Source organism: Azoarcus sp. Soil_N_20, from assembly GCF_057656155.1.
The window spans coordinates 68,030-81,777 of record NZ_JBDGKX010000015.1 but is presented as its reverse complement, the minus strand read 5'-3'; the positions used below and the strand labels follow the sequence as shown (position 1 = coordinate 81,777).

Here is a 13,748-nt window from a genome sequence, read left to right as displayed (position 1 = left end):
GGAGATGGCTCGCACCGGAAGCGTTTGAATGCTAGCACGTTACGATAATCGCGATCCACCATAATGGTGCATTGCGAAATATGGGCGAATCTCCTCAAAGCCCAATAGGCGCGCCACCTGGGCCGGTTTCTGCATTTATCCAAAGTGTTTCAAATTGTGCTTTGCACTCGGATGCGGCATGAGGGTCGTCGATGCAGTTCTTGCCGCGTGCACGCTCGTGGTGGAAGCGAACCAGCAGGTGGGTGTCATCGGCAATCAGGAATGCCGACTCCGGCAGCGCCAGGTGCTCGCCGGCAAGCTTGACCGTCACCCGATGGCCGAAGCGGGTCAGGAGCCCCAGCAGTCGCGGGCAGTCACGCTCGAGGTAGTGCGGATCCCGTACCACGATGCGGATGGCCTCGGGTTGTGCCGATCTGAGCACCATGGCGCTCAGGTGCTCGACGCCGGCAAGGGTTTCGAGCCCGGTCTGGCTCAGGTCCGGATCGAACATCAGCAACGTCGAACCGGCCCGGGAAATGGTTTCGAGCACCGCGCTGCGGTAATCGGACCAGGTGTCGATCAGGTGTTCGGCAGGTTCATTCATGATCTTCGCGCGGATGGCCGAAGCCATCCTGATACCAGGTATAGAGATGGTCGAGCAAGCCGGGTGGCAGGGTTTGTCCGCCATCCAGGCTGCGCCGATGGGCAAGCTCCGCGAGTAGATTCCGGCAGCTCGGGTCGAGCTCGACCGGTTCCCCGTTCAGATGGAAACCCGCTTCCGACCACAACAGCAGCGAGCGGGCATCCAGTGCGAAGCCATTCTGCGCGACCGCCCGGTCAAATGCCTTGCGGCGCATCGGGTCTTCCGGCGGGTCGAAGAAGATATGCGATTTCGGTTCGGTCAGGTAGGAGCCGATGAACTCGGCCACATCCTTGCGCGTCCACCGGATGCCAGTGAGCATGCGTTCGATCTGGTCGATCATCGCCGGCCCGATCTGGGCCGAGTCCGTTTGCAGTTCGAGGTCCGGATCGGCATACACGCCGTCCAGGCACAGCCGCTCCTGCATCCAGGCCAGAAACTCGCTGCCCAGCTCCTGCGCGGTCGGGGTACGAAAGCCGATCGAATAGGTGGTGCATTCGCCGATCGCGATGCCGTTATGGGCCCAGTGTGGCGGCAGATAGAGCATGTCGCCCGGATCCAGGACCCAGTCGTGAGCGGGCTGAAAATGCTTGAGAATGCGCAGCGGTGCATCCTCGACCAGGCTGCGGTCGTCCTGATCGGCAATCTGCCAGCGGCGCTGGCCGATGCCCTGCAACAGGAAGACGTCGTAGTTGTCGAAGTGCGGCCCCACGCCGCCGCCGTCCACCGCGTAGCTCACCATCAGGTCGTCGAGCCGGGCCTGCGGAACGAAGTCGAAACTATGCAGCAGTCTGTCGCCTGCCGGCACCCACAGGTTGAGACCCTGCACCAGCACCGTCCATGGCTGCTTCTTGCCGCGCAGGCGGCCGCGTGTTTGCGGGCCATGCTCTACCATCCAGGTGCTGCCCGGGGTGTCGGGCTGATAGCGCACGTAGCGCGATTCCACGTCGGGGTCGCAGGCCAGGTCGAAGAGATCGTCGCGCGACAGCACGCCGGTGAATCCGGGCACCGCCTGGCGTACGAGCAGGGGCTTCTTTTGCCAGTATTCCGCGAGGAACTGGCGGGGCGAAAGGCCCCCGAGCAGTGTGGTCATCATGGCGCGCATTATAGTGGGCGAACATCGTGGCCGCTGCTTCGCCTGCGGTCCTGGCGCCGCTTCGCTTTGCGGTAGAATCGCGCGTTTTTCCCCGTCCGGAAGCATCATGCCCATTGCAGTCATCGAATCGCTCGACCACGAAGGCCGTGGCGTCGCCCGTGTCGGCGGCAAGGCGGTCTTCGTCGACGGCGCGCTGCCGGGCGAGACCGTCGAATACACCGTCCATCGCAGCCGCCCGACCTACGAGCAGGCCGAGGCGACCCGCATCATCCGTCCGAGCGCGCAGCGGGTCCCGCCGCGCTGCCGGCACTTCGGCACCTGTGGCGGCTGTTCGATGCAGCATGTCGATCCGGTGGCGCAGGCCGCCGTCAAGCAGCGTGTGCTGGAGGACGCGCTCCGGCACATCGGCAAGCTGAAGGCCGAGATCATCTACCCGGCGATCCACGGCCCCGCCTGGGGCTACCGCTACCGCGCGCGCATCGGCGTGCGCCTGGTACCGAAGAAAGGGGGGGTGCTGATCGGCTTTCACGAGCGGCGTTCGAGCTACATCGCAGACATGCAATCGTGCGATGTCCTGCCGCCGCACGTGTCCGCCATGCTGCCGAGACTGCATGAACTGGTGACCGGCCTGTCGATCCCCGACCGGCTGCCGCAGATCGAGATTGCGGTCAGCGCTGCCGTCACCGTCATGGTGTTCCGCAACCTGCTCGCGTTCACCGCAGCCGATGTGGCGCGCCTGGCCGCGTTCGCCGATGCCGAAGGGGTTCAGGTGTGGCAACAGCCGGGTGGGCCCGAGACGGCGCAGCCGCTGCATCCGAAGAACGGCCCCGGCCTGAGCTATACGCTGCCCGAGTTCGAGGTGACGATGGACTTCCTGCCAACCGACTTCACCCAGGTCAATGTCGACATCAACCGCCTGCTGATCCGGCGCTCGATGCAGTTGCTTGCACCGCAACCGGGCGAGCGCATCGCCGACCTGTTCTGCGGCCTGGGCAACTTCAGCCTGCCGATCGCGCGCTCCGGCGCCACCGTGATCGGGGTCGAGGGCAGCGACAGCCTGGTCGGACGCGCGCTCGACAACGCCCGGCGCAACGGCCTCGCCGACCGCACCGAGTTCCATGCCGCCAACCTGTTCGAGGCCACCGAAGACAGCCTCGCCGCCTTGGGTCGCGTCGACAAGCTGTTGATCGACCCCCCGCGCGAAGGCGCGATCGCTGTGGTCAAGGCATTGTCCGCGCAGCAGCAGCCGCCGCGCATTGTGTATGTCTCGTGCAACCCGTCGACGCTGGCGCGCGACGCCGCGGTGCTGGTGCACGAAAAGGGCTACGTGTTGCGCGGCGCCGGCATCGCCAACATGTTCCCACAGACCTCGCACGTGGAGTCGATCGCATTGTTCGAGCGGGCCTGAACCTGCAATACCGTCACGGCAAGTGGTGTAGCCGGTGGTATACTCCGCGACCTTCGGAAGCTTGGCAGAGTGGTCGATTGCACCGGTCTTGAAAACCGGCATACCGCAAGGTATCCAGGGTTCGAATCCCTGAGCTTCCGCCATAAGAACAAGAATTTACGTCTTCTTTCACCGCGCGGATGGTGAGTCCGATCTGTTCGACACACGGCATCCGGTGTCCTTGACGCCTATCGCCCGACCCGCGACGGTGCTTCCTGCTGCCCACCTGCTTCGAGTCTTCGACTCGCGGTCGATGCAAACGCGCGGCCTTTCGTCCGGAAAGGCGTTTCGATAAATCGGTACGAAAATTCGCTTGCTAGAGCAATCGACAGCGAGGCTGTGAAACCAAGATATGCCGGCCATGGCCCCGTTCTGGGCAAGGGGCCATAGTTGCTAACGTACAGCTCCCTGATGAAAACGAGGCACAGCAGATGGGTCAGGTACATTGAGTACGAACGCTCGCCGAGATATATCGCGATTCGTGAAATGACGCCGTCTCCGACAAAGTATCCCTTGTTGAACGATGCGACGAATACCAATGCCGCCGCGACCAGGACGACCAGTCCGTTGAAGAACCACGCGATCTCTATTCTGGCGACGAGAAACAGGAGTGCGCACAGCGTGAGAGAGAGTGGAATCCTTACGCGTGCAAACCGCAGAAAGGTCGGGGCGATGCGCTCGCAATGCCCGCTGTAATGCAGCCATGCAATGACTATCCCCAGGCAAATCGCGTCGGTTCTGAAGAACCATAGGGGGAAGGCCATGGTCTGTACAGGAACAGCTGAACGAGTGCCAGAAGTGCCGCAAAACCTGCAACCCGGCGGTGGCCTGCAAAGAACAGAAAGATGGGAAAGAGAACGTAGAACTGCTCCTCAAGCGAAAGGCTCCAGTAGATTCGAAGCGGCGATGCCGCAGTGCATTCGGCAATCTTGTAGTACAGACAGGAAACAATCTTGAAGTTCACTACCTGAAACCATGCGGCCACAGCGGTATGCAGATTGTTCTCGAATGAGTCGAACGATCCGTATCTGTTGTAGACAGCAGAGAGGAATAAGGTGACAAGGCTCCAGAAGATCGCGGCCGGCCATAGCCTGAAAATACGCCTAATCAGGAAGGGGACATAGAACAGAAGGAAGTCGGATCGATCTCGAGTGAAAATGGACTTGGCAATTACAAAACCCGAGATGCAAAAGAATAGGTCTACGCCACCGCCCAGCCAGTAGTAATCCAGGGTCGGAGAAGCCGGAAGGACCAGAACGCCGAAATGAGCAATGACGGTAATAAGGACGGCATATCCGCGCAAGACCTGTATCTCTGGATTAATTTCGTTGTTCGATGCCATTCCGTCTCGATTCCTTGTCTGCTGGCGATCTCGACTGGTCCGGGCGTCTGGGTAAACCCGGCGTAGACGTCGTGACCGCGACCGATCTCGGTTCAATTTCTATGTAGATTGGTCCGATTCTGCCTCAACTGGCCCTGCCGTAGGTTTCGTGCGGCTTCCCCTATCAGGCCGTCCTTTCGGGCGGGTGATCTCTTGGAGTCCGCCGCCGGTCAACGGGACGGCGAGGCTCATTCACACGCGCAATAGCGCCATCTTCAGCGGCGGATTGCCGTCCGGGCTCGGAAAGTCGGCATCCGGCGTAATCCACTCGAGGTCACGGATCGGTCGGCCTGCTTTCCTGGCGCTGCGTTCGAGCTGGTCGAGCCACGCCTCGCGATTGACCTGGGCGACGTTGTTGCAGCAGATCAGCGTGCCGCCTTCCGAGGTGGCGAGCAGTGCGGGCTTGAACAGGGCAGGGTAGTCCTTGACCAGATCGACCACGCCAAAGGGGCTGCGGGCGTAGCGCGGCGGGTCGAGGAAGACCATGTCGAACTGATGCGGCTCGAGCACCGGGAACGGCGGCATGCGCTTGCCCCGGACCCGCTCCGGCTGGCCGATGCCGGACAGTTGGCGCAGGGCGGCGAAAGCGTCGCTCCGGATGAAACGCACCCGGATCGGCAGCTCGTTGAGGCGGGCGTTTTCCTTGCCGATCGCAATGCTCGACTCGGAAAAGTCCACGTTCACCACATGGCGTGCGCCGGCCTTGGCGGCGGCGATGCCGACGCCACAGGTGTAGGCGAAAACGTTGAGCAGCGATTTCCCCACCGCTTCCTGCATGACCCGGCGACGGGCGGCACGCAGGTCGAGGAACAGCCATGGATCCTGTCCCGCGTGGCGGGCCTGGAAGCGGTAGCGCACCCCCAGTTCCAGAATTTCGCGCGGCTGTTGCGCGATCGCGCTCTGCTCGTCGGACAGCACATTGGCAACCCGTGAGTTCGATTGGCTGCGGTCGTTCCAGATCAGCGGCAGGCCGGGATAGGCGGTGGCGTAGAAGGCTTCGAGGGCGGCCAGGTCTTCGGCGGCGAGCGCGTGGTGGAAGGTCTGCGCGAGCAGGAGGTCGCCGTAACGGTCGACAGTCAGTCCGGGCACGCCTTCGACGCTGCCGTGGAACAGCCGCCAGGTGTTGGTCTGTTCGGCTTGGAGCCGTTCGATGAGGGGGCCGCGTGCGGCGAGGCTGGCGGCAAGCAGGTCGGGCAGGGACGGAGTCATGAGCGGAAGTGCGTGTCGCTGGAGTTGGAGGTGGAGGTGGCCGTGAACCGAGATCGCGGGCAGGGCTGCGAGTATGCATCAGCGCCCGTCCGTGCGGTGGTACGTTTGCCGGCCGAACCCGGGTCGAGTGTGCCAACGCAGCGTCTGACGCGACGAAGGGGAGACGATTCGTTGCTGTCCACGGCGGCTTGATCGACCCGGTTTGACGGCGGCGAGGGCTGGGGAAAGAGGGATGTGCGAGGAAAGGTTTCGCCTGGATGAAACTTCGCTGTCGTAAACAATGGTTTTCTGCACCTGATCGGGGGGCTAGGATGCAGGCATGTCATCAAGGATGCCTGTCATGGACCACGATCAAGCCTTCTGGCTTCCCTATACCGCCAACCGCGCGTTCTGGAAGACGCCGCGGGTGATCAAGGCCGCGCGCGGCCATTACTACACGGCCGAAGACGGAAGCCAGTTGCTCGATGCCTTTTCCGGCTTGTGGACCTCCGGACTGGGGCACTGCCATCCGAAGATCGTCGCCGCGGTCCAGGAACAGGTGGCCACCCTCGACTACGGCATGGGCTTCCAGGTCACCAACGACCGTGCGATCGCGCTCGCCTGCGAGGTGGCGGAACTGGCGCCGGCGGGGCTGACCCGGGTGTTCTTCACCAACTCGGGCTCGGAGTCGGCCGACACCGCGCTCAAGATCGCGCTCGCCTTCCATCGCGCCCGTGGGGAGGGCCAGCGCACCCGATTGATCGGACGCGAGCGCGGCTACCACGGAGTGAATTTCGGTGGCATGTCGGTCGGTGGCATCACGGGCAACCGCAAGGTATTCAGCGCTGCGCTGCTGCCCGGCGTCGATCACATCCGCCACACCTACAGCCAGGCGGACATGGCCTACACCCGTGGCCAGCCGGGCTGGGGGCTGGAACTGGCGGACGATCTCGAGCGCCTGGTGGCGCTCCACGACGCCTCCAACATCGCGGCGCTGATCGTGGAGCCGGTGGCCGGGTCCACCGGCATCCTGGTGCCGCCGATCGGCTACCTGCAGCGCCTGCGCGAGATCTGCGACCAATACGGCATCCTGCTGATCTTCGACGAAGTCATCACCGCCTTCGGCCGCGTCGGCGCGCCCTTCGCGTCGACCCGCTTCGGCGTCACTCCGGACATCATCACCACCGCCAAGGGGCTGACCAACGGCGTGGTGCCGATGGGCGCGGTGATCGTGCGCGAGGAGATCCATCAGGCGCTGATGCAGGGGCCGGAAAACGCGGTGGAGCTGTTCCACGGCTACACTTACTCCGGCCATCCGGTGGCCGCGGCGGCCGGGCTGGCGACGCTGCAGGTCTATCGCGAAGAGGATAGCTTCGCCCGTGCGCGGGCGCTGGAGCCGGCGTTCGAGGAGGCGATCCATGCCCTGAAAGGTGAGCCGCACGTCGTCGATATCCGCAACTTCGGACTGATGGGCGGGGTCGAACTGGCTCCGCGGCCGGGCGAGGCGGGCGCGCGAGGCTTCGAGGTCTTCCTCAAGTGTTTCGAGGCCGGAGTGGTGTTGCGCAACGGTGGCGACATCCTGCAGTTCTCGCCCTTCCTCGATTCGACGCCGGACGAGCTGGCCCGGATCTTCGACACCGTGCGCGCTGCGCTGCACGCGGTCAACTAGGCGCACGCAAGACAACCAGGAACAGGGACGACCCGCATGAATACCATCGGACACTACATCAATGGCCAGGCGGTCGCCGACAGCAGCCGCCTGACGCCGGTCTTCAACCCCGCGCTCGGCGTCGCCGCGAGTCAGGTCGCGATGGCCAGCCGCGCCACCGTCGAGCAGGCGATCGCCGCCGCCGAGGCCGCATTTCCGGCCTGGCGCAAGACCCCGCCGCTCAAGCGCGCGCGGGTCCTGTTCAAGTACAAGGAGCTGCTCGAGCTCAACGCCGACCGCATCGTCGCGGCGATCGTCGCCGAGCACGGCAAGGTGTGGGAGGACGCGCACGGCGAACTCGCGCGCGGCATCGAAGTGGTCGAGTACGCTTGCGGTGCGCCCGAGTTCCTGAAGGGCGAACACAGCCGCGACGTGGGGCCGGAGATCGACTCGTGGTCGGAGTTTCCGCCGCTCGGCGTGGTGGCCGGCATCACCCCGTTCAACTTTCCGGCGATGGTGCCGATGTGGATGTTCCCGATGGCGATCGCCTGCGGCAACACCTTCATCCTCAAACCTTCGGAGAAAGATCCGTCGACGGCGCTGATCCTGGCCGAACTGCTGACCGCGGCCGGGCTGCCGGCAGGCGTGTTCAATGTGGTCAACGGCGACAAGGAAGCGGTCGACACCCTGCTGACCGATGCGCGGGTGAAGGCGGTGAGCTTTGTCGGCTCGACTCCGATCGCCGAGTACATCTACGCCACCGGTACCGCGCACGGCAAGCGCGTGCAGGCGCTGGGCGGGGCCAAGAACCACGCGGTGGTGATGCCCGACGCCGATCTCGACAACGCGGTCAACGCGATCATGGGTGCCGCCTACGGCTCGTGCGGCGAGCGCTGCATGGCGATCTCGGTGGTGGTCGCGGTCGGCGACGCGGTGGGTGACGAACTGGTCGCACGGCTCAAGCCCAAGGTCGCGGCGCTCGCGATCGGCAACGGCAGCACGCGCGGGCTGGACATGGGGCCGCTGGTCACCGGCGCGCACCGCGACAAGGTCAAGGCCTACATCGACCTCGGCGCCGAAGAGGGCGCCGAGCTGGTGGTCGATGGCCGCGGGCTGAAGGTAGCCGGGCACGAAGCCGGCTTCTTCCTCGGCGGCACCCTGTTCGACCATGTGCAGCCATCGATGCGGGTGTACCGGGAGGAGATCTTCGGCCCGGTGCTGGCGGTGGTGCGCGTCGCCACACTGCAACAGGCGATCGCGCTGATCGATGCCCACGAATTCGGCAACGGCACCTGCGTGTTCACCCGCGACGGCGCGGTGGCGCGCCACTTCAGCGACAGCGTGCAGGTCGGCATGGTCGGCGTGAACGTGCCGCTGCCGGTACCGGTGGCATGTCAGAGCTTCGGTGGCTGGAAGCGCTCGCTGTTCGGCGACCTCTATGCCTACGGGCCGGATGCAGTGCGCTTCTACACCCGGCGCAAGACCTTGACCCAGCGCTGGCTCACGGCCGGCATCGAGAAGGCGCAGTTCGCCTTTCCGAGCAACGGCTGATCCGGGGAGCCGGCATGAATGATCGACTTGCCTCCGTCGCCACGCTGGCCGTCGATGGCCCGCGTTTGTGGCAATCCCTGATCGATCTGGCCCGGATCGGCGCCACCGATAAAGGCGGCGTGTGCCGCCTCGCCCTCACCGAGCTCGACCGCCAGGCGCGCGACCTGTTTTCGGACTGGTGCCGGGCCGAGGGCTGCACTCTGCGTGTCGACCAGATCGGCAACCTCTTCGCCCGCCGTGCCGGCACCCGTGACGACTTGCCGGCGATCGCCACCGGCAGCCACATCGACACCCAGCCTACCGGCGGCAAGTTCGACGGCAACTACGGGGTGATGGCCGGGCTCGAGGTGATCCGTACCCTCAACCGGCATGGCGTCCGCACCGAGGCGCCGCTCGAGGTCTGTGTGTGGACCAACGAGGAGGGCTCGCGCTTCGTGCCGGTGATGATGGGCTCGGGGGTGTATTGCGACGCCTTCAGCCTGGACCACGCGCTGACCCGTGCCGACCACGACGGCATCACCGTGCGCGAGGCGCTGGCGGCGATCGGCTATGCCGGCGCCGCGCCGGCCTCGGTGGGTGCCGGCGCACCGCGCTTCGGCGCCTATTTCGAGGCGCATATCGAGCAGGGGCCGGTGCTCGAGGATGCCGGCACCGTGATCGGCGTGGTCACCGGTGCGCTCGGTCAGCGCTGGTACGACGTCGTGGTGACCGGCATGGAAGCGCACGCAGGGCCGACGCCGATGAGTCTGCGCAAGGATGCCTTGTTCGCCGCCACCCATCTGATGCAGGCGGTGGTCGATATCGCCCTGGCGCACCAGCCCGATGGTCGCGGTACGGTGGGCTGCGTGCATGTGCACCCGAACTCGCGCAACGTGATCCCGGGCCGGGTCGCCTTCACCGTCGATTTCCGTCACGCCGACGATGCCGGACTGCTGGCCATGGATGCCGCGCTGCGCATGGCGGCGATCGAACTGCCGCGGCGTTTCCCGGTGACGGTCGAAGTCGAGCAGGTGGTGTATTTCGAGCCGGTGGCCTTCGCCCCCGAACTGGTCGATGCGATCCGTGCCGGTGCCGGGCGTGCCGGCTGCAGCCACCTCGACATCGTCAGCGGTGCCGGGCACGACGCGGTGTATGTGGCGCGCACCGCACCGACCGCGATGATTTTCGTGCCGTGCAAGGACGGCATCTCGCACAACGAGATCGAGGACGCCGATCCGGCACACCTGGAGGCGGGGGCCAACGTGTTGCTGCACGCGATGCTGGCGCGAGCGGGGGTGGTGGCCTAGCGCCGCGACCGCATGCCATCCTGCCGGTAGCGGGTACGGGGATCGTCCGGGTGGCGTTCCCCGTTGTGTTTCGGGCTCGGGCCGGGTGCCGGAAGCGAACTCAGCCTGCGGTGGCGATCTGCCCGGCCATCGCGATCAGGCTGCGGTCGCTGCCGGCCGGGCCGAGCAGCGACAGGCCGAGCGGGGCACCGAGCCGGGTCGCGAGCGGCATCGACAGCTGTGGGAAGCCGGTCAGGCCGGCCAGGCACAGGAGCTTGATCGCGTTGTTGCGATAGTCCTCGAGACCGCCCTCGCTGGTCGTGAGCAGCGGCGCGATGTCGGGCATGGTCGGCAGTACCAGCACGCCGTCGGTGCCGAGCAGTTCGCCGAGCCAGGCCGTGACTTCGCGGCGGACCGCCCGGCTTTCCTCGACCTGGGCGTCGGTCACTGCCTTCGAGAAGGCGAAGCGTTCGCGCACGCCAGGGCCGAGGGCGAGACCGTGGGTCTCGATCAAGGCGCCGTCGGTCTCCCAGGCCTCGCGTCCCTGAATATGACGGAACGCCCAGTAGAGGCGATCGAAACCGGCCGGCGCCATACGCATGAAGGCCGCCTGGCCGAACATGGCCTCGACCCGCTCGAGCGCGGGCTGCAGCGCGTCGCCGGCGGCGTCGTCGACCAGGCTCCAGCCATCCTCCGGATAGAGCAGGCGCGGTCGCGGCGCGAGCGGGGCGGGATCGGCGCCGAGCAGCACCGCGCCGACGCGGGCAAAGGTGGCCGCGTCGCGGGTGAAGAAGCCGCAGCTGTCGAAACCGGGTGCGAGGTCGAGGCAGTTCTCGAGGCTGATCCGGCCGTGGGTGGGGCGCAGGCCGAACAGGCCGCAATGGCTCGCCGGGCAGCGCACCGAGCCGCCGGTGTCGGTGCCCAGCGCGAAATCGACCAGGCCGTTGGACACCGCCGCGGCCGAGCCGGACGACGAGCCGCCGGGAATGCGCTCCGGTGCGCCGCCGTTGCGCGGGGTGCCGAAGTGGGCATTGATGCCGTTCATCGAGAACGCCAGCTCGTCGGTGTAGGTCTTGCCGACGAAGCGCGCGCCGGCGTCGAGCAGGCGCTGCACGGTGGGTGCGCTGCGGGTCTTGATGCCCGAGCGGGCGAGCACATGCGGGTTGCCCCCGCCGGTCGGGTAGCCGGCGACGTCGAACAGATCCTTGACCGCGAAGTCGAGGCCGGCGAGCGGGCCGTTCGCCGCATGGGGCACGGCGACGGCGGGGTAGGGAACGAAGGCATGGGCGGGGTCGTTTTCGATCAGCATCCTGGATCCGTGAGGGCGGGTGGAAGGGGCGCCGGCCATTGTGGCATGGCCGCGGAGGTCGGGCCGAGGCCCTCCGCAACGGGCGGGATCGGCCCGCTACGGCATGCAGACGGTTTCAGCCAGGGACGGCGGCGCCGTGGCAGCGGCAGGGTGTTCGCCGAAGGCGTCTGCGGTCGCATCGGTATGCAGACAGCGGGCGCGGTGGCCATTGGCGAGTTCGACCGCGTCGGGTCGGGTGCGCATGCAGGCGTCGGTGGCGTAGGCGCAGCGCTCGGCAAAGGCGCAGCCGACGGGCAGCCTGGCGAGGTCGGGCGGGGCGCCGGAAATGCTCGCCAGCCGGGCGCCCTTGGCCATCGCGCCGTCGGCACGCGCCTGCATCAGCGCCAGGGTGTAGGGGTGGCGCGGGTTGCGGATCACCTCGCGGGTCGGGCCCTCCTCGACGATGCGGCCGCCGTACATCACCGCGAAGCGGTCGGCCACTTCGACCGCGGCGCCCATGTCGTGGGTGACGAAGATGATCGCCAGGCCGAGCTCGCGCTGCAGTTCGCGCAACAGCAGCAGGATCTGGATCTGTACCGTGGCATCGAGCGCGGTGGTGGGTTCGTCGGCGAGCAGCACCTGCGGCTTGCATGCGAGCGCGAGGGCGATCATCGCGCGCTGGCGCATGCCGCCCGACATCTCGTGCGGGTAGGCGTCGAGCCGGCGTGCCGGGCTCGGGATGCGCACGCGCTCGAACAGGTCCAGTGCGCGTCGGCGCGCGTCGGCCGCGCTGATGTGCTCGTGGCGGCGGATCGACTCGACGATCTGGGCGCCGACGGTGTACACCGGGTCGAGCGCGAGCAGCGGCTCCTGGAAGATCATCGACGCGACCCGGCCGCGGTAGTCGGCGAGCGCCCGCTTGCCGAGTGCGAGCACGTCGTGACCGGCGATCTCGATGCGGCCTTCGATCCGGGTCTTCCGTTCCGGATGCAGGCGCAGCAGCGCGCGCAGGGTGACGCTCTTGCCGGAGCCGGATTCGCCGATCAGGGCGATCGATTCACCGTGGCGCACGCTGAGGTCTACGCCGTTGACCGCCTGTACCGGGGCCTTGCCGCCGCTGAAGGTGACCCGCAGGTCGCGCACCGAGACGATCGGCTGGAGGGTGTCGTTCATGTCGGCTCCGTTCATGAGGCGTAGATCGCGGCGTCGGACTGGGTATGGCCACTGCCGGGTTCGTGGATCAGGCAGGCCGTTTCGCGGCCACCGCTCGACTCCAGGCTGGGCGTTTGTTGCGCACAGATTGCCTCCGCGAGCGGGCAGCGGGTATGGAAGCGACAGCCCGGCGGTGGATCGATCGGGTTGGGCGGGTCGCCCGCCAGCGCCGCGGCTTCGGTGCGCTTGTCCGGGTCCATCGACGGCATCGACGACAGCAGCGCGCGGGTGTAGGGGTGCAGCGGCCGCTCGAACAGGGCTTCGGCGGGGCCGGTCTCGGCAACCTTGCCGAGGTACATCACCATCACGCGGTCGGAGATGTAGCGCACCACGTGGAGGTCGTGGCTGATGAAGACATAGGTCAGCCCGAACTCCGTCTTCAGATCCATCAGCAGGTTGAGCACCTGGGCCTCGACCGACTTGTCGAGTGCCGACACCGCCTCGTCGAGGATCACCAGGCGCGGCTCCGAGGCGAGGGCGCGGGCGATGTTGACCCGCTGGCGCTGGCCACCCGACAGTTCGTGCGGATAGCGCCCGGCAAAACGGCCCGGTTCGAGGCCGACGCGCGCGAGCAGGTCGCGGGCGCGGCCGGTCGACGCGCGCTTGCCCACGCCGTGCACCTGGGGGCCGAAGGCGATCGAATCCTGGATGGTGAGACGCGGATTCAGCGACGAATAGCTGTCCTGGAACACCATCTGCACCTGGCGACGGTATTCGCGCAGCGGCAGCGCGGGCGAGCCGACGGTTTCGCCGTCGAACACGATCTCGCCGGCGGAGGGTTCGATCAGATGCATCAGCAGGCGCGCGGTGGTCGACTTGCCGCAGCCCGATTCGCCCACCACCCCCAGGGTCTCGCCCTTGAGTACCTTGAAGTCCACGCCGTCGACCGCGCGCACGACCTTGCCGCCGCCGATCATGGTTTCGATGAAGCTCTTCTTCAGGTCGAAGTGCTTCACCAGCTTTCTGACCGTCAGCAGCGGCTGCGCCGGGCCGCCGCGATCGCCGCGCCGCTCTGCGCCGATGTGGTCGATGCTCATTCCGATACTCATGGCT

The 13,748-nt window shown here is 66.3% G+C and carries 12 protein-coding genes and 1 tRNA gene; 5 read left to right on the top strand and 8 right to left on the bottom strand.

Annotation, left to right across the window (positions count from 1 at the left end; genetic code table 11):
* Nucleotides 1-94: 94 nt before the first annotated feature.
* Nucleotides 95-583: a DUF7931 domain-containing protein gene (locus AC3A35_RS22935; protein WP_487438759.1), complete on the bottom strand. Its 489-nt coding sequence runs from the start codon at nucleotides 581-583 to the stop codon at nucleotides 95-97.
* Nucleotides 576-1,715 (bottom strand): JmjC domain-containing protein, encoded by a 1,140-nt coding sequence (locus AC3A35_RS22930; protein WP_487438758.1) that lies wholly within the window; start codon nucleotides 1,713-1,715, stop codon nucleotides 576-578. The genes AC3A35_RS22935 and AC3A35_RS22930 overlap by 8 nt, the downstream gene beginning before the upstream one ends.
* Nucleotides 1,716-1,821: 106 nt before the next feature.
* On the opposite strand from AC3A35_RS22930, the gene rlmD reads away from it, so the two are divergent.
* Together rlmD and AC3A35_RS22920 are read left to right on the top strand one after the other, a co-directional pair.
* Nucleotides 1,822-3,123, top strand: a complete 1,302-nt coding sequence (gene rlmD, locus AC3A35_RS22925; protein ID WP_487438757.1) for a 23S rRNA (uracil(1939)-C(5))-methyltransferase RlmD — start codon at nucleotides 1,822-1,824, stop codon at nucleotides 3,121-3,123.
* Nucleotides 3,124-3,178: 55 nt separating this feature from the next.
* Nucleotides 3,179-3,266: transfer RNA gene (locus AC3A35_RS22920), tRNA-Ser, on the top strand.
* Between the two features lie 84 nt (nucleotides 3,267-3,350).
* On the opposite strand, the gene AC3A35_RS22915 is transcribed toward AC3A35_RS22920, so the two are convergent.
* From AC3A35_RS22915 to AC3A35_RS22905, 3 genes are all read right to left on the bottom strand, one after another.
* On the bottom strand, nucleotides 3,351-3,926 hold the full coding sequence (locus AC3A35_RS22915) for an acyltransferase family protein (RefSeq protein WP_487438756.1): 576 nt from the start codon (nucleotides 3,924-3,926) through the stop codon (nucleotides 3,351-3,353).
* Nucleotides 3,875-4,504 (bottom strand): acyltransferase family protein, encoded by a 630-nt coding sequence (locus AC3A35_RS22910; protein WP_487438755.1) that lies wholly within the window; start codon nucleotides 4,502-4,504, stop codon nucleotides 3,875-3,877. Before AC3A35_RS22910 ends, AC3A35_RS22915 begins: the two co-directional genes overlap by 52 nt.
* Nucleotides 4,505-4,735: 231 nt before the next feature.
* Nucleotides 4,736-5,752, bottom strand: coding sequence for a class I SAM-dependent rRNA methyltransferase (locus tag AC3A35_RS22905; RefSeq protein ID WP_487438754.1), 1,017 nt, complete (start codon nucleotides 5,750-5,752; stop codon nucleotides 4,736-4,738).
* A 340-nt stretch (nucleotides 5,753-6,092) separates the two neighbouring features.
* Here AC3A35_RS22905 and aptA point away from each other — a divergent pair, with 340 nt between their 5' ends.
* Genes aptA through AC3A35_RS22890 form a run of 3 tightly spaced genes read left to right on the top strand, consistent with a single transcriptional unit; the run spans nucleotide 6,093 to nucleotide 10,216 of the window.
* The gene (gene aptA, locus AC3A35_RS22900) at nucleotides 6,093-7,400 is read left to right on the top strand and encodes an omega-aminotransferase AptA (protein ID WP_487438753.1); all 1,308 of its coding nucleotides are present in this window, start codon (nucleotides 6,093-6,095) and stop codon (nucleotides 7,398-7,400) included.
* A 36-nt stretch (nucleotides 7,401-7,436) separates the two neighbouring features.
* Nucleotides 7,437-8,930, top strand: a complete 1,494-nt coding sequence (locus AC3A35_RS22895; RefSeq protein ID WP_487438752.1) for a CoA-acylating methylmalonate-semialdehyde dehydrogenase — start codon at nucleotides 7,437-7,439, stop codon at nucleotides 8,928-8,930.
* Between the two features lie 14 nt (nucleotides 8,931-8,944).
* The gene (locus tag AC3A35_RS22890; protein ID WP_487438751.1) at nucleotides 8,945-10,216 is read left to right on the top strand and encodes a Zn-dependent hydrolase; all 1,272 of its coding nucleotides are present in this window, start codon (nucleotides 8,945-8,947) and stop codon (nucleotides 10,214-10,216) included.
* 100 nt (nucleotides 10,217-10,316) lie between these two features.
* Here the strand turns inward: AC3A35_RS22890 and AC3A35_RS22885 are convergent, their stop codons facing one another.
* From AC3A35_RS22885 to AC3A35_RS22875, 3 genes are all read right to left on the bottom strand, one after another.
* Nucleotides 10,317-11,504, bottom strand: coding sequence for an amidase (locus tag AC3A35_RS22885; protein ID WP_487438750.1), 1,188 nt, complete (start codon nucleotides 11,502-11,504; stop codon nucleotides 10,317-10,319).
* A gap of 96 nt (nucleotides 11,505-11,600) precedes the next feature.
* Nucleotides 11,601-12,656, bottom strand: a complete 1,056-nt coding sequence (locus AC3A35_RS22880) for an ABC transporter ATP-binding protein (protein ID WP_487438749.1) — start codon at nucleotides 12,654-12,656, stop codon at nucleotides 11,601-11,603.
* 11 nt (nucleotides 12,657-12,667) lie between these two features.
* Entirely contained in the window at nucleotides 12,668-13,744 is a 1,077-nt protein-coding gene (locus tag AC3A35_RS22875) for an ABC transporter ATP-binding protein (protein WP_487438748.1), read from the bottom strand.
* Nucleotides 13,745-13,748: the final 4 nt, after the last annotated feature.

Bases quoted from the DNA above. Each gene is read 5' to 3' on its own strand.
- AC3A35_RS22935 (WP_487438759.1), bottom strand. From the start codon at position 583: ATGAATGAACCTGCCGAACACCTGATCGACACCTGGTCCGATTACCGC.
- AC3A35_RS22930 (WP_487438758.1), bottom strand. From the start codon at position 1,715: ATGATGACCACACTGCTCGGGGGCCTTTCGCCCCGCCAGTTCCTCGCG.
- rlmD (WP_487438757.1), top strand. From the start codon at position 1,822: ATGCCCATTGCAGTCATCGAATCGCTCGACCACGAAGGCCGTGGCGTC.
- AC3A35_RS22915 (WP_487438756.1), bottom strand. From the start codon at position 3,926: ATGGCCTTCCCCCTATGGTTCTTCAGAACCGACGCGATTTGCCTGGGG.
- AC3A35_RS22910 (WP_487438755.1), bottom strand. From the start codon at position 4,504: ATGGCATCGAACAACGAAATTAATCCAGAGATACAGGTCTTGCGCGGA.
- AC3A35_RS22905 (WP_487438754.1), bottom strand. From the start codon at position 5,752: ATGACTCCGTCCCTGCCCGACCTGCTTGCCGCCAGCCTCGCCGCACGC.
- aptA (WP_487438753.1), top strand. From the start codon at position 6,093: ATGGACCACGATCAAGCCTTCTGGCTTCCCTATACCGCCAACCGCGCG.
- AC3A35_RS22895 (WP_487438752.1), top strand. From the start codon at position 7,437: ATGAATACCATCGGACACTACATCAATGGCCAGGCGGTCGCCGACAGC.
- AC3A35_RS22890 (WP_487438751.1), top strand. From the start codon at position 8,945: ATGAATGATCGACTTGCCTCCGTCGCCACGCTGGCCGTCGATGGCCCG.
- AC3A35_RS22885 (WP_487438750.1), bottom strand. From the start codon at position 11,504: ATGCTGATCGAAAACGACCCCGCCCATGCCTTCGTTCCCTACCCCGCC.
- AC3A35_RS22880 (WP_487438749.1), bottom strand. From the start codon at position 12,656: ATGAACGACACCCTCCAGCCGATCGTCTCGGTGCGCGACCTGCGGGTC.
- AC3A35_RS22875 (WP_487438748.1), bottom strand. From the start codon at position 13,744: ATGAGTATCGGAATGAGCATCGACCACATCGGCGCAGAGCGGCGCGGC.